Here is a 21,666-nt window from a genome sequence, read left to right as displayed (position 1 = left end):
CTTCGAAGGACTTTCCCGATGGCCAAGCCGTTGCCGCAGCGCGCGCTGCGGGCTCCGATGCGTCCGACCGCCCGCGTCGTCGCCGACGCCGAACACATCACCAACCTCACCCCCCACCTCAGCCCGCGGGACCGGTGGGTCGCCCGGCTTCTCTACGAGCACCGGGTCCTGACCACCCACCAGCTCGTCCAGGCCGGCTGGCCTACCCGGCGCACTGCGAACGAGAGGTTGCTCAAGCTCTACCGCTGGCGTGTGATCGACCGCTTCCAACCGCTGAGCCCCGTCGGGGAAGGCATGCCGCCCGCGCACTATGTCTGTGACGTCGCCGGGGCTGCGATCCTCGCGGCCGAGGACGGCGTTGATCTTGCCTCGATCGGTTACCGCCATGAGCGGGCTCTCGGGGTCGCCTACTGGCCGCAGCTCGCCCACCGTCTTGCTGTCAACGGCTTCTTCACTCATCTCATCGCCCACGCCCGCAGGCCCGACCCGGCCGGCACGCTCACCGCCTGGTGGTCCGAAACCCGCACCCGGGCCGCGTTCGGTGACATCGTCCGTCCCGACGCCTACGGCCGCTGGACCAGCCGTAACAGCGACGTCGAATGGTTCCTCGAACTCGACTGGGCCACCGAACCCTACGCCCGTCTCGCCGCGAAGATCGCCAAATATGGGCGGCTCGCCACCTCGACCGGCATCACCACCCCGGTCCTGTTCTGGTTTCCGACCGCCGGCCGGGAGACCCGCGCCCGCCGAGCTCTGGCCGAGGCTGTCGCCGGTCTCGACCAGCCGCACACCGTCCCGGTCGCGACGACAGCCGCCACACTCGCCCCTCCGGACGGCCAGCTCGACCCGGCGCCCGCCCGCTGGCTGCCGCTCACTTCCAGCCGCGCGGGCCGGCTCACCCTCGACCAGCTGCCCCGGGCCTGGCCCCGGCTGCCCGCCCCCGCGCCGGTGTCCGACCGGCCGGACGCCATCCCCACCGGGACGGGGCTTCGTCCGCCGGCGCCGATGCCTCCCGAGAAGTACCGGGGGTGAGCGGCCACGACCAGATACCTCGCCGGCGCGGTTGCCGCGGTGGTGTTGCTCATCGTGATGATGGGCGCCGCCGCCGCGGGGGTGGCCGAACGCGTCCTGTGCCTACCTGTCGTCGGCTGGTTCCTCGGCTGCAACAGCGGTGGCAGCCCCAGCCAGACCGCCCTCGACGACATCCCCGCCGACTACCTGAACCTCTACATGCGGGCCGCCCCGACCTGCCCCGGCCTGTCCTGGACGACCCTCGCCGCTATCGGTAAAGTCGAATCTGATCATGGTCGGAGTCGGCTTCCGGGTGTGGTCAGCGGCACCAACAGTGCTGGGGCGGGCGGTCCTATGCAGTTCCTCGCGCCGACGTTCGCCGAGGTCGTCGCCCGCCATCCCCTGCCGGCTGGCGGTGCGAACCCGCCGTCGCTCTACAACCCCCAGGACGCCGTGTACGCCGCAGCGGCGTACCTGTGCGACAACCATGTCGCCACCGATTTGACCGGCGCCCTGTGGGCCTACAACCATTCCGACGCCTACGTCGCGCAGGTCGTCACCCAGGCCACCGAGTACAGCTCGACTGGCGGCGGTTTCGGAGCCGACACCAGCCCATCCAACGCCGGCTACGCCGCCGTCATCTACGCCCAGGGCCAGCTCGGCATCCCCTACCTGTGGGGCGGAGACGGCCCCCAGTTGACTGAACTACCAGATGGCCGGGTCAAGGTCACCGGCGGTTTTGACTGCTCGGGTCTGACTCGTGCTGCCTATGCGGCAGCCGGGGTCAACTTGCCCCGAACCGCCCAGCAACAGTACGAAGCGGGACCGCTGGTTCCCGCAAGCTCGGTCCTGCAGCCGGGGGACCTGCTGTTCTTCGGGACCGGGCCTGGTGATGTCACGCACGTCGGGATTGCAATCTCGTCAACTCAAATGATTAATGCTCCTCATCGGGGTGCCGTCGTCCGCATCGACTCGATCTGGCGCAATCTTGTAGGGGTAACACGGCCTGCGGATCGGGGATGAAGGTGACCACGGTGTGGCTGGATAGGAATAGTGATTTTCGCTGTGTGTCCGTCCACCGTCGTAACCGAAGGGCATGGCGACAATCAGACCACTGGATCGCGTGGAGGTTCCGGCGTGGTGAGCGCCCGTTCTCTGCGTCTGTCCGCTGGAGTAGGGCGATGATCGATACTGAGAATGAGTCGCGAGACTTGGCCGCGCTGGTAGTGCCTTGTGTCGGATGCCTGCGAGACACGGGCGAGCTGTTCGAGCCGTACCGTCTGCTGGACGGAACTGGGCGTGTTGTGGAGCCGGTCACGGTCTATTTGAAGGATCTGCAGGCAGCAGGCCGGTCGGCGGCAACGCAACGCTCCTATGGGCTGGACCTTCTTCGCTGGTTCCGTTTCCTGTGGGCGGTTGATGTGTCCTGGGATGCGGCGGGCAGAGTCGAAGCGCGTGACTTCTCCAGCTGGCTGAGAACTATCGACAAGCCGGCGCGGAGCCAGCGAACGAGGAAAGTATCGGGGGCGGGGCGCCCGAACCCAGTCACGGGAAGGCCGGCCCCGGGGGTGAAGTATGCGGCCCGTACAGTCGCGCATAGCGAAACCGTCCTGCGCGCCTTCTATGAGCCTTTTCAATCTTGGTTTGTCTGATTCTCCCGGCGGTTAAGGGTCACCAATTGACGAATTGAACGGGAACCGGCTCGGGCCGTTCCATCATCTGGCGACGGCAATAGTTGGTCGGGCGGCGGGCGGAGGGATGCCGTAAATAGAGAAGTCCCCGGTAGATCACAGGGTTCCTACTCCACTGTGCCCTTGACCGAGGACTTCCGTTGCTAACCTACCCCGGTGTCGTCGACCTGCCCGAGTCGACCCTGACCTTCCTCACGGGACTGCTGGCCGAGGACCGCGCCCAGCGCCGGACCTGGCGCAAGCTGCCCCCACGCGAGCAGGCACTCCTGGTGCTCGCCCACCTCCGCAAGGGTGAACGCTACGAGCACCTCGCCGAGGGCTTCCAGGTCAGCGTCGGCACCGTCCACAACTACATCCGCGAGGCCGTCGGCCTGCTCGCCACCCACGGCCGGACCCTGCTCGCCGCGGTCTGGACCTTCGCGTGGACCCAGAGCAACTTCCTCATCCTCGACGGCACCGTCGTGCGTACCAACCGTGTCCGTGCGCACAACAAGCTGTACTACTCGGGCAAGCACAAGTACCACGGCATCAACCTGCAGGGCCTCACCGACCCCTACGGTCGGCTGCTCTGGATCTCCGAAGGACTTCCCGGCTCCGTCCACGACCTCACCGCGGCCCGGATGCACGACGTCCTCCATCTGATCGACCGCTCGGGGCTCTACCTCTACGCGGACAAGGGCTACGTCGGCGGCGAGGGTGACCGCCTCCTCGTCCCGGTCAAGAAACCCAAGAACAGGGAACTCCCCGACCGCGACAAAGAGACCAACTGGACCCACGCCACCACCCGCTCGCAAGGCGAACGAGGATTCGCGGTCCTCAAGAACTGGCACATATTCGACCGTTTCCGCGGCTGCCCACGCCGCGTCGGCATCTTCGCCCAGGCCGTCCTCGTCCTCTCCAGTGAGGGCCTTTAGGAAAATCGACTTTGAAAAGGCTCTATGATTGCCACCGGCGCTGGGGTAGTGGGCCTGTCATAAATCCGTTTCCGCTGGTCCGGCAGCGGGAGGACCAGGGACGGCCCCATGCACACCATAATCCGCTGGAGCCGTTTCGCAACACGAGGGTCGGCTTGTATCGTCCGGGCATCCCGAAGCGGGTACCTCGCGCGATCCCGGACGAGCGCTTCAACGAGTTGTTCGCGGCGTTGCTGAGCCACCGCGACCGTGCACTGGTTGCGTTTTACGTGTCAACCGGTGCTCGCGCGTCCGAGCTGTTGGGGGCTACCCAGGTTGATGCTGACCCAGGCCAGCAATTGATCAGCGTTGTGAGGAAAGGTTCCCGGACAATCCAGCGGCTGCCGGCGTCTCCGGATGCCTTCGTATGGCTTCGTCTGTATCAGCAGGAGGTTCATGATCTGGCGCCGTCCGGACCGGACTGCCCCCTCTGGTGGACATTGCGGCGGCCGGCTCGCCCCTTGACTTATCATGCCGCCAGGGCGGCCCTCAACCGGGCGCAGGCCATGTTGGGGAGTAACTGGACCTTGCATGATTTTCGTCATACGGCCGCCTACCGTATGGCACGGGATCCCCAGGTGGCATTGACCGACGTGCAATGGGTCCTCGGGCACGCCAGCCTGACGACGACGCAGATCTACACGACACCGTTCGAAGACGAGGTCCTCGCCGGAATGCGCGCTCACCATGCCCGCCAGGCCGCGGGCCTTGTCGCGCCACCGCCTCCGCCGGCCGTGGGATACCGGCCTGACAGCCTGCAGGTCCTTTTCCCCGGGAGAACGCCGTGACCGAGGTCTTGGATCGGCCGGATCCATCCATCGGGTCACATTCCATTGTCAGGAAACCCGGGACGATGCGCGGCACCGCTGGCGCTGCCGCGCGTCTGCGGATACAGTTCCCGCCGCGGGCAGTTCCGGGGTCGTGGCCGGAAACCTTCCTTGGCAGTCGTGACATCGTTGAGCTCCTTGTTCCCCCGCCCTACGGGTCTGACAAGCAGGCCGTGCAATGGAAACGACGCAGCGGCATCACCGGCGTCCTGCGGTGGCTGCAGGGCCATTCAGGCGCTACCTGGCAGCAGCGATGGCTCGCCACAGGAGTGCAGGAGATCGACGGGAAGCACTGGCGGGAAATAGCCGTGCAATGGCTGCGGGGAGTCGGCGACGACACCAACGAGCCCTGTCTCTCGACTGGCCTGCTCGCCTTGATCTGCGGGGATGTGATCCGGCCCGGGGTGCGGTGGATGATGACCCGTCATTCCCCGCGTTTCCAAGCGGCCATGGAACGTTCCCGTGACCCCGACGGTTTCGCCCGGCTGCGGGCCTGCGCGCGGGAGAACCCTGCCGCGGCGCCGCTGATGGTCCGTCTCGCTCTCTACCGCACCGCCACGATCATGGCTTGCAAAGGCGGACTCATCGCCGATATCGTCCCCGGCGATTGCGTGGAGTTGCTGGACGTCCAAAGCTCGGTGCAGGCCAAAGGTGGAACCTGCAAGACCTATTTTTACCAGCTCCTGCACGACGCCGGGATCTTCTCTCCCGATGCGCCACCCACGATACGGGCCTTCCGCGGCGCAACCGGACAGCTCACCGTCGAGGCGCTCGTGGATCGGTTCGCTCTACGCTGCCGGCCGGTGCGGAATCTCCTCGTCGAGTATCTGCGTTACCGGCAGCCAGCAGTGGACTACGTCAGCTTGAAGGAACTCGCGGAAAAGCTCGCGGGCCTGTTCTGGGGAGACCTGGAGCGCCACCATCCCGGAATCTACTCCCTCCACCTTCCCGACGAGGTCGCCACGGCTTGGAAGCAACGCATCCAAGTGAGAACTACGAAGGCGGCCGACACTGACGGGGGTTTCGTCGACGTGGAGACCCCGCGGGCGAACGCCAAGAGCTGCATGTTCGCAGTCCGTGCCTTCTATCTTGACATTGCGCAGTGGGCGTTGGAAGACCCAGCCCGTTGGGGCCCTTGGGCCGCGCCCTGCCCCGTCACGCCTGCCGACGTCAATCGGTGGAAAGAGCGGATGCGCCGCAAGGCGCGGATGGACCAGCGCACCCGCGAGCGCCTGCCGCACCTGCCCGCCCTTGTCCGCATTGTCGAGAAGCGTCGCCATGACACCGCGGAGCGTCTCGCCGTCGCTCGCCGCACCGACCCCGGTGAGACCTTCACCATCGCGGACCGCACATTTCTACGGCCACTCATGCCGACCGCTGGCGGCACGAAGGTCTGGGCCGACGACCAGAACAGCGGCGTTCGCCACGACCTGACCTTTGAAGAACACGAAGCGTTCTGGGCATGGGCAACGGTGGAAATCCTGCGACACACCGGAATCCGGGCAGAGGAACTCCTCGAACTCACCCACCACAGCTTCATCCAATACCAGCTTCCCGCCACCGGCGAGCTGGTTCCCCTCCTACAGATAGCGCCGTCAAAAACTGACACCGAACGCCTTCTGCTGATCAGCCCGGAACTCGCCGACGTCCTCAGCGCCGTGGTCTGCCGCGTCCGCGACGCCACTGGAACCGTGCCTCTCGTCCCCTCCTACGACATCCACGAATGCGTCTGGCTTCCGCCGATGCCTCTGCTGTTCCAACGACGCTGGGGCGCCGAAAACCGAGCGATACCACGCCGGTCCATCGAGAAGGCGCTCAGCAACGCCCTCGCACACTCCGGACTGACTGGACCGGACCAAAAGCCCCTCGACTTCACCCCGCACGACTTCCGCCGCATCTTCGTCACCGACGCTGTCATGAGCGGACTCCCACCCCACATCGCCCAGGCCATCTGCGGGCACCGCGACATCAACACCACGATGGGCTACAAGGCGACCTACCCCGAGGAAACGATCGAAGCGCACCGCGCATGGATCTCCCGACGCCGTTCCGTGCGCCCCAGCGAAGAATACCGGACACCGACGGAACAAGAATGGGAAGACTTCTTCGGCCACTTTCAACGGCGCAAAGTATCCCTCGGCACCTGCGGGCGCGCCTACAACACTCCGTGCATCCATGAACATGCCTGCATTCGATGCCCGATGCTGCGGCCTGACCCGGCCCAGCGGCCACGACTCGTCGAGGTTCATGACAACCTGCAAGCACGCATCAGCGAAGCCGAACAGCAAGGATGGCTCGGCGAAATCGAGGGCCTCACCATCAGCCTCGCCGCCGCCGAAGCAAAACTCACCGATCTCGACCGCCTCACCAACCGGCAGACCACCGTCCACCTCGGCATGCCCAGTGTCCATCACCTCGTCGCACGCACCATCACCACCAATGCGCCCGAGAACCGGTCACCCGAGTAGGGCCATCCTCTCACACCCGTCCAGCCAACGACTCAACCGAGACAAATATGATCTGTCCGACTTGCGCAAGTTCAGAGAACTGGCCGAAGGCGGCTTCGACTGTTCCGGGCTCACCAGGGCCGCCTACCAGGCCGCCGGGATCGACCTGCCCCGCACCGCGCAGACCCAGTACGAGGCCGGGCCTGTGGTCCCGCCCGGGGAACCGCTCCAGATCGGCGACCTCGTGTTCTACGGCACCGCCACCAACATCCACCACGTTGCGATCTACATTGGAAACGGACAGATGATCACCGCTCCAGGTCGGAAGAAAGTGGTAAAAATATCCCCATATAGGTGGAGTGGCGATGACTATTTCGGGGCGACCAGGCCAGTCGCATAGAGCGTTGTAGGTTCTCAAAAGAGATGTCAGTTTCTCAAATCGGATGTCACCGGTCTGTCGCCGACCGACAGATCGGTGAGAAGTGGCTCGGCGTGGCGCCCTCGGATCCGGCGGCGCGCGGTGTAACCATGATCGGGTGGTTGACGGTTCGTCGCGCTCTGGGCGACGTGTCCGGGTGCGGTACCGGTCGATGGCCGGGACTGAGGTGGACACGACGCTGGACCGTGTCGCCGCGGAGGATCTGGCGGAGGGTCTGCCGGTGCGGGAGTTCCGCTGGTACAAGGGCCGCAGGCACTATTCGGGCTGGTACTGGTCGTCTACCGTCAACCGCCTGGTGATCTACGAGAGTCGTCTTGAGCTGGCTCGGATCATGTTGGCGGACTTCGACGCGGCTGTGGTCGGCATCGCCGCGCAGCCATTCCAGCTGGTCGGTGCCGATGGTGACCGGATCCGCCGGCATGTGCCGGACCTGCTGGTCGTGAACGGCGACGGTGCGGTGACTGTGGTGGATGTCAAGCCACCAAGCAAGCGGGACGACCCTGACGTGCGGGCGCTGATGGCCTGGACGCGGGAGACGGTCGCCTCGCGCGGCTGGGCGTTCGAGGAGTGGTACGGGGCGCCGCCGCGGCTGCTGGCCAACGTTGCCTTCCTCGCCGGGTACCGGCGCCCGATGGTCATCGAGGAGGCGCTGATACCACAGGTGCTCGGGGCGACTGCCGGGGGGAGGACGATCGTGGACGTGGAACGGTCCCTGCGGCCGGCTCATCCTGCCGTGGTCCGGCCTGTGGTGCTGCACCTGCTCTGGCGCGGCGAGTTGCACGCCGATCTGGCCGTTTCCCTGGACGGGACGAGCGTTGTCCGCCCACACGCGGAGGCGGTGGGCGGATGAGCCAGGCGGTGATGTTGCGTGTCGGCATGCGGTTCACCTTTGACGGTGAGGTCGTCGAGGTGGTGCAGGTCGAGGGCACCAGGATCACCGTCCGCGACATCCAAGACCGGTGGCGAACCGTCGGCTTGGCGACCTTTGTGGCACGCGCGGTGGCGATGGTTCCCGACGACGAACCCCCTGCGGTTGGCACTGGGTTGGCGGCGCTGTCGGACGCCCAGCGGCGAGCGCTGAGCGAGCAGGCTGGCCATGTCCGCGAGCTTCTCACCGGCTACCGGTCCGGGTCCGCCGACATGCCCCGGCCAGGCGAGCCGCGCGGCGAGTACGACCCGGCCAAGCCGCTGCGGGCCCGTCTGGAGGCGAAGGCCCGTGAGCTCGGCAGGTCGGAGCGGACCGTGCAGCGATGGGTGGCCGCCTACCGCGAGGCCGGCGAGTCGGGCCTGCTCGACGCCCGACGGGTGAAGGGCCGCGGCAGCACAGTGGATCCGAGGTGGGAGGAAACCTGCCTGCTGGTGGTGGCCGACCAGGTGAACGCCTCGACCCCGACAGCCAGTGCTCTGCTGCGGCTGATCGACGAGCGGCTCGACGCCGACTACGGGGCGGGGGTCGTGCGCCGGCCGTCGACCGCGACGGCCTACCGGCATCTGAGCCGCCTGACGAAGGGAACGAACGCGCTGCGAGGCAGCGCGAAGGCCCGTCGGTCCATCGCGCAGCGCCCGACAGGCGCCTATGGGCGGCTACACGCGACGCGGCCGGGCGAGTACGTCATTCTCGACACCCAGGATCTGGACGTGTTCGCCATGGAACCGGTGACCTGCCGCTGGGTGCCGATCCAGCTGACCGTTGCCCAGGATTTGTTCACCCGCTGCATCATCGGTCTGCGGGTGACCCCGGTGTCCACGAAGGCGGTTGACGTCGCCGGCGTGCTCTACGAGACGGTCACCCCACAGCCGGCGCCGCCCGACTGGCCAGAGCAGGCGTGCTGGCCGTATCACGGCATTCCCCAGCAGTTGGTGTTCACCGAGGACGGCCGGTTGCCCGGGGTGCCGGTCTGCCCGCCAGAAACTCTGGTCATCGACCACGGCAAGGCATTCCTGTCCTCCCATGTGATCAGCGTGTGCACCCGGCTGGGCATCTCGATCCAGCCCGCCCAACCGAAGAAGCCGACCGACAAACCCACGGTGGAAAGATTCTTCAGAACGCTACGGGAAGGGCTGATCCAGCATCTTCCTGCCTACAAGGGCCCCGATATCTACAGCCGCGGAGAGGCTGTGGAAGACGCGGCGTTCCTCTACCTGCACGAGGTGGAACGCGTCATCCGGGAGTGGATCGCGCTGGTCTACCACCGCGGAAAGCACAATGGCCTGACCGTGCCGGAATGGCCGCATCTGGGGCTGTCCCCGAACGAGATGTATGAGATCGGAGTGGCCAAGGCCGGGCTGCTGCGGATCCCGCGGTCACCGGAGCTGGTCTATGACTTCCTGCCAGTCGCCTACCGCACGATCCAACATTACGGCGTGGAGGTGAACGGCCTGCGCTATAACAGCCCGATCCTGGACCGCTACCGCAACACACCGAGCCCGCACGGAGGTGTCCATGCCGGCAAGTGGCCGATCCGGGTGAACCCGGACGATGTTCGCTGGGTCTACTTCCAGGATCCCGACGACACTGCCTGGCACCGGTTGGAGTGGGAGCACGCCGCCGGGCTGGGGACCCCGTTCAGCGCGGAGGCTGGCCGCCACGCCCGGCGGCTCGCCGCCCGCGACGATCGGTGGCCCGACCCTCACCGGGCGCTGGCTGAGCTGTTGGGCCGGTGGGACGTGGGCATGGTGACCGACCGGCGGGAGCGTCGGATGGCGGTGCGGCGGGCCGCCGAGACCGCCGCTGTGCCGGTTCCCGACGAGCCCGCCGACCAGGTGGCCGCGCTGCCCAGCATCGCAGCGCTGAACACCGACTCCGCCGCGGCCGACGCCGAACCGGCGCCTGTTGCCATGGCGGACGGCGATGACGACGACGCCGAGGAGATCTTCGACGCCCCGGTGTCGGAGGACTTCTACGCCGACGCGTTCGAGGTCCTCGAATGAGCGGCGCCTTTTACAGCCTGTCCCGCAAGGAAGGCTGGCGCCGCTATGTGGACGCCCCGGCCCGCCGGCAGCCGGACCGGCTCACCACCGCCCAACGCGCCCGGCTGGGTGAGCAGGCGCGGGAGGACTACGACGAGGCGCGCCATGACTGGCATGCCAACTTCGGGATTTTGCGGACTCCGCAGCTCGCCGCGGTCCATGACGAGCTGGAGCGGATCGTGTTCACCAACCGGCAGGATCCCGACCGGATCCGCGGTGCGGCCGTGATCGACGCGTTGCCCGGTCTGGGCAAGACGACGATCGCGAACGTGTTCGCCCGCGGCTTCGACCGGGCCCAGATCCGCCGGCACGGGCCGGTCACCGACGAGGGCCACGAGCGCATTCCGGTGTTCCGGGTCGGGCTGACGTCGAACACCACGCTGCGGACGCTGAACCGGATGATCTGCGAGTTCTACGGCCATCCCGCGACCAACCGGGCCACCGCTGCGGAGCTTGCCAGCCACGCGGTCGACTGTGTGCTCAGTTGCCAGACCCGCGTCGGGGTGATCGACGACGTGCACTTCATCAACCCCGGCCGCAAGGACGGCCTGGATGTGTCCAACCACCTGAAGTGGCTGGCCAACGAGCTGCCCGTCACCTTTCTTTACGTCGGTGTCGGGCTGGCCGAGCGCCGGTTTTTCGCCGACGGGCTGATCGGCGACAACGCCGTGCTCGCCCAGACCGCCCGGCGGTGGACCCGGCTGCCGGTGCCCCCGTTCGAGGTCGCCTCCGACGAGGGCCGGGCGCACTGGCGCGGCCTGCTCAAAGCGACCGAACGCCAGCTCGTGCTCACCCACGCCCGGCCGGGGATGCTGACCGACCTCGCCGACTACCTGTTCACCCGGACCAGCGGGCACATCGGCTCGTTCGTCACCCTGATCACCCGTGGTTGCTTTACCGCGATCCGCACCGGCACCGAGACGCTGACCGTCGACCTGCTCGACACCGTGCGCATCGACGAAGCGTCCGAACAGGCTCGCAACCAGCTCGCCGCGGCGTTCGCCCACGGCCGGCTGGCCACCACCCCCACCCGGCAGCGGGCGGCGGCGTCATGACCAGCACGGCGGCCAGGCGGAGGACCTTGCCGATCCGGGTGCCGATCCTGCCCGGCGAAAGCCTCGACTCCTGGCTGGACGCCCTCGCCCGCCGCAACCACCTGCCCGTCAGCAAACTCCTCGTCGAGCTGGGTATCCGCACCCCGCGTACCCCGGTCGACCTGGCCGCCAGGATCCCCGCCGCGGTCCTACGCCACGTCGAGATCCGCGCCGGACTGCCCGCCGGCCGCCTTGATGCCGCCATCCTCGACCGGTTCCTGCCGGCGGGCTGGGTGAACCTGCACGGCAGCCGCTACTGCCCAGCGTGCCTCGCCGAATCGGACGGCCGGTGGGCGCTGCACTGGCGGCTGACCTGGACGTTCGCCTGCACCACCCACCGCCTCCTGCTCCCGGCCAGCTGCCCGGCCTGCCGATACCCACCCCGCAACGGCTTGGCCGCCACCCGCCGGATCCTTCCGCCTGGCACCTGCCCGAACCGGCGCGGCGCGGCCCGCTTCTGCGGCACTGACCTGCGCGCCGCCGGCACTGTCCTGCTGACCGACGACGACCCGCTTCTCGGCGGCCAGCGCCGGATCGACAGCCTGCTCGCCTCCGTCGAACCCGCCAGCCCGGATCTGCCTGCGGTGTTCGCCGACCTGCACATCGTCGCCGGCTGGCTGCTGCACCACGCCACCGAGCAGGACGTGGCCGACCTCGGCCCGCACGCCCGCCACGCCTGGCAGACACGGCACCAGCCCGCCGACGACGAACCCGGCGGCATCCCCGCGTTCCCTGACACCGCGCTGATCGGCACGAGCGTCACTCTCGCCCTGGCTCTGCTCTCCGACGACGAGACCGACGCCGTCGGCCGGCTACGCGCCCTGCTCGCCCGTGCCGGCAGGCGGCGGACCCGGCCGAGCGGGATGTCCCAGCCGCAGTGGCGCCGGCTGTCCCCGCCGATCCACGCCCGCTTCCTGCACGCCGCCGACCCGGAGCTGGGCAACACTGACCGGATCCGCTACCGCTCCTGCCTGCCCACCGCCCGACCACCCGACCTCGATCCCGACATGCTGGACCGGCGGACTCGTGGCATCCCGCAGTTGCTCTGGCCGGAGTGGACCGTCCGTCTCCTGCCCGCGGACGGGTTCACCTCCCACGCGTTCCGCGCGGTGATCGCAGCTTGCCTGCTCCTACCCGGCGATCCCGCCCACCCGCTGCACCAGGTCACCGGCCGGCTGCACCCCTACCTGACCGGCCAGCACATCACTCTCACTCTCAGGGAACTCGCCGCCCGCGGCCACCAGTCGGTGTCCACCGCGATCTGCCTGCTCGCCGACTACCTCGACGACCACGGCAGCCCCGTCGACTACCAGCGCCGCCGCGCCGCGATCCCGCCGATCCTGATCGACGAGGAGCAGTGGCGACAGCTCTGTTTCCGCGCAGGCGCGCATCCCGGCGAAGACCGCCGGCTCCTCGACGCCCAGCGCCAGCTCTACCAACTACTCACCGGCGCGGACCTCGACGACCCCGCCCGCACCCTGGCGTTCCGCTCCTCGGCCGATCGCAGCGCCTACCTGGCCTTCGCCACCTCGCTGACCAGCGGCGTCCGTGACGGCCTCGCCAAGCATGCGGCCGGACATCTGCGCCGGCGGCGCATCACCGAGCCGCTGACCTGGCACCCGCCCCTCGACCTCGTCGCCCACCTGCCACTGCCCGGCCGGGAACCCGACGACATCGACCTGGACGCCGTCTACCAGCTCACCCTTGTTGAGGGACATCCCCTCGGCACCGTCGCCGCCCAGCTCAACACCACCATCGACCACCTCCGGCTCGCGCTCGACCGCATCCCGCGCCCGCCACGGGACTGGTCCGCTGTCACCCCGCCCGCGGCCTGGCAACACCGCCAACGCGCCCGCAGCCTGCTCACCCGCACCTTCTTCGACCGCGAATACACCGCCGCCGGCAAAACCCTCACACAGATCGCCGACGAGACCGGCTACGACCGCAGACTGGTCGGACAGCTCGCCCGCGAAGCGGGAATCATCATCACCCACCTGTGCGAACCGGTCCCCATCGACGAGGGCTGGCTACGCCAGCAGTACCTCGAACGCAAACGCTCCTACACCGACATCGCCGCCGAACTCGGCGTCCTGGACATGACCGTCATCGAACGGGCCCGCCGCTACGGCATCCCGTCCCGGCCCCCCGGCGTCACCAGCCGCCCAGAACTGCTGCACACCCTCGACCCCACAATCCCAGCCGACGTCCGCCGCGTCGTCGAAGGCGGCCTCGCCGGCTGGCAACGGCTGCACCGCTTCCAGATCGCCATGGCCTTCCCCACCATCAACGCCGCCGCCGACCATCTCGGCGCCCACCAGGCCGCGCTCGTCCGCCAGTTCCAACGCCTCGAACGCGATATCGGAGCTCCGCTGTTCCACCGCGCCACACCTGCCCGATCCCTCCGACCGACCCCACGCGGCCAGGCGCTCCTGCACGCACTCACCCGGCCCGATATCTACGCCCACCTGATGAATTCGAAGAAGAAGTGACAATATCCAGCCAGATAACCAGAATCAGTCCGGCACCACTTGAAGAGATACTGTGCAAGAATCGAGAGGAACGGGATTGCGGCGCGCAACCCGAGCCTCCGTTAGTCATATTTGCACCCTATTTTTTTATTCAGCTGGGAAGAAATCGAGATTTCCGGGCAGCAGCTGGCCATTGTCGGCCATCCAGTGCCTGGAGCTCAAAGGGTTAGCCAAACGACGCAAAAAAGCAAGAACGCCAGGAGTACCGTTACCCCAACCAGAGGCATGGTCCATCAGACTGCTGCCCGGGAAGCGAGGAGCACTGACGGACCCGCCACTGCGAGTGAGCATGAGGCCAAGGATATTCAGCGCCTCCTCTCGGTACCTCGCGTCGCCCGTCACCAAACTCATATCCAACATCAGCTCACCTACCCCTGCCAGTCCACAGCACTGCGTGACAAGCGGAACACGGGACGCAATAGCCAAACATCCGTCTGCGGCACTGCGCGCTGCGGCCAGATATCGTTCTTCGCGGAAGAAATAGGCGCCCCGCGCTAGGGTAGTGCCAATTCCTGCGAGACCTTGACACCACGATATGCACATTGGGCGAGCCGTATCAGAGGATGCACGCAGGACAAGTTCCGAGACAGTACCCGTCAGACCTTCGAGTATAGCCCGGGCGCGATCTCCACTACGCTGATTACCGGAATACGCAGAATGAGCAAGGAGAAAATAAGCCACACCAGCTCGGCCATGCGCAAATCCGTCCGCAATGGATACTGCGTGAGCCGGGTTTCCCTCGGGGAGGTTGCCCAGTTGCTCCTCAACTTGGTCGTAGTCCCGGACGATGCGGTTCGCACATTCATCCGCAAGTGACATTACCGGGTCGGCATGCGACGCAGATGCCGCCAGCGCCAGATAGCCGATCCCTAATCCCGCAATTCCATGCGCCACATCGCATCTGTTTTCATCGGCGAGGTCGCGCCCACTGGGCATCACGCGCTGGCTTGCCCGATGGAGATTGTGATCATTTGACGAATCCGCTACCGTCTGCAGAGCAAGACAAACTCCCATGCGGCCAAAGAGAAGACCGATTGGAGCATCGACTCTTTCGATCACTCGGGCCACTTCGGCCGCGAGGGCCGTTGCCGGTTCCAGCCCACCCGGATGCAAGGCTACCTCTGCAACAAGGCCAGCACTTCCCACCTGCGCAACGACCGTGGGTGGAAGATCGCTACACGTAATTGACTGAAGATCCTTGTCCACCAGCCTCAGACTAGCTTCCAGAGTAGATTGGATCATCGGACGCAGAGGTGGAACACGAGATCGGCGTCTGACAACTTTCGAGACGCTTTCCAAGCAGTTCAGCGTTCGGAGCTGCGCTACGGCCTTGATCCTTTCGGTGGAGTCAGGGCTTAATAGACTAGCCACGGTGTCGACGAGCGGTATCTCATCGCCATACGCGGCTCTCAGGCAGCTAATCGTCCGTGCATCGTTAACCGCAGGATCGTCGTCGATGACGATAGGATCCATACCCATCATCGCGTAGAAGATTACGGCACCAAGCGAATAGTAGTCGTCGGTCGGCAATGCGTCCCTGTTTTCACGCTGCCCATGGCACGAATATCCTGGCGTCCAGCCGAAACGCTGAACCCCACGAAATCGACTCAACTCAAAGTCTACAAGTCCCCATCGACCGTCGACCATGGCTATCACGTTCTGTGGAGCTAAGTCGCGAAACACTACGCCCCGACTATGTATCGCATCAAGCGCTTGAAGAACGGACCTCGTGAAGGCGACGAGACTTCGCTTCAAGGAGTCGGGGTTGGCGAGGATTCCGTGCTCTATGACGTCGGTCCGCAGGTCGCATGGCCCCAGATCATTCGTCACAAGATACTCGTCGTGCCCGTAGGCAAAATGATCGACAACTTCTGGGACCTGACCGATCCCGCTGAGAGCGTTTAGAACCCGAATCTCGTGCCGAAGGTAGGACCGTGCATCACCCGCCGACGTTTCGTTTATGAACGCATTTGCGCCCTTGATGATAACCCCGAGGCCAGTACGGATATCGTTTGCGCGATACGTGGTGCCGCTGGATGACTGGGCTATGGCGCTGACAACCCTGTAATGATCTCCTATTATCGGTGCACCGTCGACCTTGGGAAGAACCGTTCCGCGAGCCGGGCGGTTACCGAAGGGATCCTCTGTCCATCCAGGCGCCGAGTAGACGCCCTCGGCGCGGCCCGATTCCAGTCGCCCATCGGGTCGCCGGATAGTGACGTCAGTGTACCCGTTGTCGTCAATCCGTACACGCGGCATAAATGGGCCGAAACGATAGTAGACAGGTGCACCACGCCGAACCTGGCGATCGCTTAATATTCGCGGAGCTTCGAAATCTATCAACGCATCAGCTAGGAGGTTCGCGATCCTCTCGATTCGACGCTGACTAGGATATATTGTGATCGCTTTGCCGACCGAACCCATCCCATAAATACCATGATTGAAGGCACTCAGCGTAGAGGAATCGACAACGACTTTGAAGTCGCATCCTTCATCAAAGAGTACCGGAATCGCGGCTATGACCGTGCGTTCGAGCGACTCAGGCCGCGCAGAGATGTGCAGCTTCCAACCCTGGGAAAGCCTTTCAGAGACACCCCCACTCCGAGTCACTACGGTCCAACTGGCCGCGTTTCTTAACGTGTATCCGGAGGGGAGGGAGATTGCGTCCAACCATGCGGAGAAAACTCGGCCTGGATTAAGGTCGCTCATTTTTCAGACGACTGTTTTCAATCAATTAGGCAAGGCAACTGGACGACGGTCGCATATGAGTGTGAAGCCCCAGGAGCAAGTACCCGTGTCGCATTTGTATGTGAGACCGGTTAGACAAGTAGTGCCTGTTGGATGGGTTTCACATACAAAGGTCCATCCGGTATGGCAGGTCGAGTCACTGCCTTGAACTGCGGAGCGAAGCACCCATCGCGGCCCAAGGGCGTCTGCCGTGAGGCCGTCGAGATCGTCATCGTCAATGGACGCGTCGCTTACTCTGCGTGGTTCGTCTCCCGGCTCGGGCATTCTGTTGCCTCCATTGGGACGCAGCGACTACTCGGCTCACCTTCGGAGACATACACTGTTGTTCGATTGTAGTGTCCCCGTAGGTCCGCATTGTACACTCGTCCGCACTTCTGGTCCACCGCCTCGACTAGAGAGGTCGCCAGATGGAACGGCGCGCCAGCCGGGGCGCCGCCGGATCCGGGCGTGCCTGAGACCCGGGGCCGAACGTGGGATCTACCTTATTGGCTGGTCGCGGTTCTGACTGTGGATGAAGAGCCTGGTCACAACGGATCGTGCGGTACGACGCCCCAGTCCATCTGCCCCCGCCACGGCCGAGCCGCGGTGGTTGGCCCGCGGCCGGCTCGACCCGCACCCTGGGACGTGATCTATAGACGTTCGAGCCGACCCCATGTGAACGCGTTCGGCCCTGGCCGACGCGTCGTTCTCCTATCGGATCAATGTGGAACAGCTCCCACCTCTTCCGCCGGTGGAACGCCCGCGCTCCCCCCAGCCACCTCCGATCAGTCCCGTTCTGCGCTCGGGCCGACTCCATGGGCCGACTCATCCAATCAACGTCAACGCGATGATCTAGATATTAGCCTATTTCGATCGCAGGAAATGACAGATCGGCGAGAAACAACCCCGGCGACACGTAGATGAGAATGACGGAAAGGGCCTGGTCACAGCATCCCCGCCGACAAGTTAGATGCGAACCTACAAGCGTTGCATGGCGTTTATCGGCGCTCGACGAGAGATGGGACCGAAACGCCCGGCGAAACTCTCTCGCGGGTCGGACCCGGTCAGCGGTGGGCCGGGAAGCTCGGGATCGCCCGTGGGATCGAGGATCGCCTGCTGGACGGATGCGATCCTCTCCCATCAGCAGGTGGTGGACGCCCTGGAGGAGTTGGGCGTGTCCGCCTCCCGGGCCGCGGTTGTGTGGAGGTTGTCCGTGTCTGTGTGTTCTCCCGCCGAGTACGGCGGGAGAACACACAGACGGAAGCACAGCCGGCTGGATCACGTCCCCTGCGCTTCTGCTGTGGCGGAGGTGTTCGCGAGGGTGCTCGTGGGGTCGAGCACCTTCCACTGCTGGAGCATGTCGAGGAGCTGGTCGCGGTCGAGGGTGTAGAGGGTCGTGAGGGTGCGCAGGTCTCCTGCGCGGATCGAGAGGACCCGGCCGGCGTAGTCGTCGCGTTCCCGCTGGATCTCGGCGACCCAGCGGCGCAGCGGCCCGGCGTCATCGGAGGGCACGCGGGCCAGTGCGGGCAGGTTGAGCACGACGCGGGCGGCCTGCGCTGGGACGGGTCCGGGGTGTCCGCCGGGCAGCAGGGTGTGGACGGGGACGCCGTAGAAGGCGGCGAGCGCGGCGAGCCTCTCGATGCTGATCATCCGGTCGCCGCGTTCGTAGGAGCCGAGTGCCGCGGTCTTCCACTGGCCGTCCGAGCGGGTCTCGATCTGCTGGAGGGAGTGGCCTTGCTGGGTGCGGATGGTGCGTAGTCGGGCGCCCACCTCGCGGGCGTAGGAGCGGTTGTCGCTGGTCGTGGACATGTTTCCTCCCTGGGATTGGTGGGCCGGGAATGGGTGTGGGCAAGCCGGGGTCCGGGTTTCTGCGCCCATGCGGGACGCAGCTTCGGCCTGAGGCCGGGAGCGCGGTCCGGGGTGGGGTCGCGCGGGTGCCAGTGATTGAGTCGGCCGTCGCGGCGCGGCCGGAAGCGCAGGGACGCGGTCGGACAGGTGCGGCTGGGCACGATTCGCGGCGGTTCCTGCGGGAATCCGGTGGGGGTTCGAGGGGACGCGCCACGCGGCCGGCACTGGCGCCGGCGCGCCTACACAGTGCCGGTGACGGCGCGGGTGGGGCCTTCGTCGAAAGGGAGATCGTCGTAGGGGTATCGGGGTGCGCTCGACAGGTCGATGCCGTGGTCGGCGGCGTGGATGGCGCGGGTGACGGTGAAGACGCTGCCGTCGTGATAATGGTGCTGGTAGGCGTCGAGGCCGGCGGGCCGGATCGTGGTGGCGCGCAGTCCGGTGAAGGTCGCGTGGTAGCCACGTAGCCACCGGGTGGCGGCGTGGCGGCTGCTGGTGCGGCGCAGGAGGCGGGCGCCGTCGAGGACGAGCCATCCGGTGTGGGGCCAGCCGTGTACGACGCGGTGCTCGACGATCCATCGGCGTGCCTGATGGCGGCTGCGGAACCACCGAGGGGCGGCAGTGGCGGCGTCGTCGAGGTCGGCGAGGAACCCGTCGGTACGGGTGTGGATCGTGCCGGCGGGCCGCCAGCGGCCGGCCGGGGCGGCGAGGAGAACCCGCCACGCCTCGTGGTCAGCGGGGCCCATCCGTCGGCGGTCGCGGCGCAGACGTGCGGTCGCGAGCGCGGTGGTGCGGGCGTGGTCCCAGGCGTGGAACCGGGCAGGTCCGAAGGTCTCTGCGGTGCTGATCGTGCGTCCGGTCGGATCGGCCGCGGTGACCTGGCCGGGCCCGGTCGACGAGGCGGTGAGGTGGTAGCCGGGCGGGTCCCGGTCGAGCGGGTGCAGGGCGGCCGTGCGGGCACAGTGCCCGCAGACGGGTGCGGTGGGGCCCGGTTGGTCCGAGGGAATCTGCTCGCGGAAGGGGCGACCGCAGAGGGTCGCGGTCATCCCGGTAAGCGTCAGGTGGATCAGCCGGGAACGGGAAGAGACTCGAAGCGTCGTGTACTGCTCCGATGGTGAACAGTGAGCGAAGGGGGGCATGGCGATCTCCGATGGTGATCGCGAAGGGCGAATGCCAGCCCGTGCGACGCGTCGCTGTGCGGGCGTGCCTCGGCGTCGGCACGCGCCGCGCCTGGGCGCGGTCGGCGGCTTGCCTGCCCAGCAGAACGGCGCCCGGTCATGGGACAGCTGTGGGCGAGCCGAGCAGCGTCATCGCTGCTGGCCCTTCACCTGCGAGTGGACGTCCGAGAAGGAGGACCTGCGGGCCCGGTCGGCGAACGTGAGCAGTGCCCGGTGGGCCTGGTCTAGTCGGCGGTGAGCAGGCGCAGCAGGCGGAGACCGGGGAAGCCGCTGGTCGGTATCGCCGGGAGGTGGAAGGTGCTGGGCTCGTCGAAGATCGGCTGGCCGGACGGCCGGCGGGTGTAGGGGGCCCAGCCGTAGTCGACACCGTCGTCGGCGTCGTAGGCGGTCCAGACCACGCTTTCCTGTTCGCCGTCGCGCAGGGGCCGGACGGAGAACGCGTGGGCTTGCAGGTTGCCGGGGCTCATCTCGATGATCTGCGGGACGGCGAAGGTGAACCGGCGGGCGTGCAGGGCGTGGGCGTGGTCGGCGGCGCGGGTCTCGAAGTCGATCCGTGCGTTCTCGCCGTGGATGTAGTCGTAGTCGGAGAGGATCTGGCGGCGGTCCCCGTCGAGGATGACGATGGCCGGGTAGTCGGTCATCCGGATGGACTGCTGGACGCGGTCCACGACGTCGGTCACCAGGGTCCAGGTGGCGTCGTTCATCGCGGCCTCCAGTGGTCCAGGAATCCCGTTCCGGAGCCCAGGGCGGTGGAACGGCGGTCGGGTGTAGACGGCTCGTCGGCGTGTCCACCGTATGCGGCGGTGCGCGGCCCGCCGCCGGTTGGCTGTGGCGTTCTGGGGCCGCGATTCCGGTCTGGGCGACAGGGACAGTCCCGCGGTTCGAGGTAGGACGGTGACGATGCGGATCGTCGCCGGCTGCGGGTGTGTGGTGACGACCGCGGGCGCTGCTGGACGGTTGGCAGGGGCGCGCTGGCCGCCGCGGGCTGGCGGCGCGCGGACCTCACGCTCGCGGGTTCCCGTTCGTTGGGGCAGGTCAGGGACCGGTGCGTCGCAGCTTCTCGCTGAGTAGTTCTCGCAGCAGGACGAGGCCGGGGCCGCCGCCGACGTTCAGGGGGATCGAGAAGATGTAGTCCGAGTCGTCGAACGCGTCGAAGATGGGTGTGCCGTCGCGCTTGCGTCGGTAGGGGACCATCCCGGACTCGTGGCCTTCCTCCGTGTCCCAGAGCACCCACAGGATCACGTGCATCTCGCCGTCGTCCTCCAGCACCGGCCCGCCGGTGTAGGGGGAACGCAGCTGGACAGAGGTCTCGTCGTCGATGGTCTCGGGTCTGCTGATCTGCGGGACGGCCAGGATCACACGGTCGAGGTTGATGTGTTTCGCTTCCTCGGCGACCTGCCGCTCGAACGCTTCCGCGCGGGCGGGGTCACGCAGGTAGGCCGAGTTACTCAGGGTGCGTGAGGGTTCTCCTTCCAGGACCGCGATCGCGGGTTGGTCGCCTTTTGCCAGGGCGTCCTGGACCTGCTTGACGGTCATGTCGACCAGGACGTGGGACTCGAAGTTCATCGGCGGTGTCCTCTACGGGGCGGGGTCGCAGCGGCGGCGCGGTCCGTCACCCGCGAGGGAAGTGCCGGACCGCCGTCCCCTCCAGTCTGATCGCGCCAGGCCGGCCGGCACCACACCGGGCGTGTTCGCCCTGGCCCGGCATCTCGTCTGCCCCGGCCAGGCTCAGCCTTCCGATCGTGGTGATGTGGCGTCCCGACCGGGCTACGCACCGGTCGATCTCGGCGCGCAGCCAGCCCGGTCGTGTCACCGTGGAGAGGCAGGCCGACGGGGCTGCCGAGGGCCGGACCGTCGCGCTCGACGTCGCTGACGCACGCGCCTGCTGCGCGGTGGGAAGGACGGTCGCCGTCGCCGCTTCGGGCAGGGTGCGGACGCGCACAGGACGAGGTCCGC

At 66.7% G+C, this 21,666-nt stretch carries 15 protein-coding genes and 1 pseudogene; 11 read left to right on the top strand and 5 right to left on the bottom strand.

The window, feature by feature from the left end:
• The first annotated feature begins 18 nt into the window (after positions 1–18).
• From ACG83_RS04085 to ACG83_RS04040, 11 genes and pseudogenes are all read left to right on the top strand, one after another.
• On the top strand, positions 19–1,032 hold the full coding sequence (locus ACG83_RS04085; protein WP_054564777.1) for a replication-relaxation family protein: 1,014 nt from the start codon (positions 19–21) through the stop codon (positions 1,030–1,032).
• A gap of 39 nt (positions 1,033–1,071) precedes the next feature.
• Positions 1,072–2,034, top strand: coding sequence for a bifunctional lysozyme/C40 family peptidase (locus ACG83_RS04080; RefSeq protein WP_235497605.1), 963 nt, complete (start codon positions 1,072–1,074; stop codon positions 2,032–2,034).
• Between the two features lie 158 nt (positions 2,035–2,192).
• Positions 2,193–2,663 carry a site-specific integrase gene (locus ACG83_RS41980; protein WP_152991251.1) on the top strand — a complete coding sequence of 157 codons (471 nt, stop codon included), beginning with the start codon at positions 2,193–2,195 and terminating at the stop codon, positions 2,661–2,663.
• 179 nt (positions 2,664–2,842) lie between these two features.
• A complete protein-coding gene (locus ACG83_RS04075; protein WP_054564425.1) occupies positions 2,843–3,616 on the top strand; it encodes an IS5/IS1182 family transposase in 774 nt (257 codons plus the stop codon).
• Positions 3,617–3,771: 155 nt separating this feature from the next.
• Positions 3,772–4,443 (top strand): site-specific integrase, encoded by a 672-nt coding sequence (locus tag ACG83_RS04070; RefSeq protein ID WP_235497603.1) that lies wholly within the window; start codon positions 3,772–3,774, stop codon positions 4,441–4,443.
• Positions 4,440–6,950 carry a site-specific integrase gene (locus ACG83_RS04065; protein WP_200931263.1) on the top strand — a complete coding sequence of 837 codons (2,511 nt, stop codon included), beginning with the start codon at positions 4,440–4,442 and terminating at the stop codon, positions 6,948–6,950. Before ACG83_RS04070 ends, ACG83_RS04065 begins: the two co-directional genes overlap by 4 nt.
• 82 nt (positions 6,951–7,032) lie before the next feature.
• Positions 7,033–7,329 (top strand): annotated as a pseudogene (locus tag ACG83_RS04060) (C40 family peptidase); the annotation flags it as partial.
• Between the two features lie 190 nt (positions 7,330–7,519).
• A complete protein-coding gene (locus ACG83_RS04055; protein ID WP_054564773.1) occupies positions 7,520–8,218 on the top strand; it encodes a TnsA-like heteromeric transposase endonuclease subunit in 699 nt (232 codons plus the stop codon).
• Complete coding sequence (locus ACG83_RS04050) at positions 8,215–10,299, top strand: helix-turn-helix domain-containing protein (RefSeq protein WP_054564772.1); 2,085 nt, start codon at positions 8,215–8,217, stop codon at positions 10,297–10,299. The genes ACG83_RS04055 and ACG83_RS04050 overlap by 4 nt, the downstream gene beginning before the upstream one ends.
• Positions 10,296–11,393, top strand: coding sequence for a TniB family NTP-binding protein (locus ACG83_RS04045; RefSeq protein ID WP_054564771.1), 1,098 nt, complete (start codon positions 10,296–10,298; stop codon positions 11,391–11,393). Before ACG83_RS04050 ends, ACG83_RS04045 begins: the two co-directional genes overlap by 4 nt.
• A complete protein-coding gene (locus ACG83_RS04040; RefSeq protein ID WP_083473006.1) occupies positions 11,390–13,921 on the top strand; it encodes a TniQ family protein in 2,532 nt (843 codons plus the stop codon). The genes ACG83_RS04045 and ACG83_RS04040 overlap by 4 nt, the downstream gene beginning before the upstream one ends.
• A 126-nt stretch (positions 13,922–14,047) precedes the next feature.
• On the opposite strand, the gene ACG83_RS43870 is transcribed toward ACG83_RS04040, so the two are convergent.
• The 5 genes from ACG83_RS43870 to ACG83_RS04020 form a co-directional block, all read right to left on the bottom strand.
• Positions 14,048–16,219, bottom strand: coding sequence for a protein kinase/lanthionine synthetase C family protein (locus ACG83_RS43870; RefSeq protein ID WP_235497739.1), 2,172 nt, complete (start codon positions 16,217–16,219; stop codon positions 14,048–14,050).
• A gap of 1,746 nt (positions 16,220–17,965) precedes the next feature.
• Complete coding sequence (locus ACG83_RS04035) at positions 17,966–18,496, bottom strand: transcriptional regulator (protein ID WP_054564769.1); 531 nt, start codon at positions 18,494–18,496, stop codon at positions 17,966–17,968.
• Positions 18,497–18,774: 278 nt separating this feature from the next.
• Positions 18,775–19,578: a hypothetical protein gene (locus ACG83_RS04030; RefSeq protein WP_054564768.1), complete on the bottom strand. Its 804-nt coding sequence runs from the start codon at positions 19,576–19,578 to the stop codon at positions 18,775–18,777.
• A 356-nt stretch (positions 19,579–19,934) separates the two neighbouring features.
• Positions 19,935–20,414 (bottom strand): hypothetical protein, encoded by a 480-nt coding sequence (locus ACG83_RS04025; RefSeq protein WP_054564767.1) that lies wholly within the window; start codon positions 20,412–20,414, stop codon positions 19,935–19,937.
• A 331-nt stretch (positions 20,415–20,745) separates the two neighbouring features.
• Positions 20,746–21,276, bottom strand: coding sequence for a hypothetical protein (locus ACG83_RS04020; protein ID WP_054564766.1), 531 nt, complete (start codon positions 21,274–21,276; stop codon positions 20,746–20,748).
• Between the last annotated feature and the right edge of the window lie 390 nt (positions 21,277–21,666).

Source organism: Frankia sp. R43, assembly GCF_001306465.1.
GTDB classification, from domain to species: Bacteria; Actinomycetota; Actinomycetes; order Frankiales; family Frankiaceae; genus Parafrankia; species Parafrankia irregularis.
This window is presented reverse-complemented; position numbering and strand designations above follow the sequence as displayed.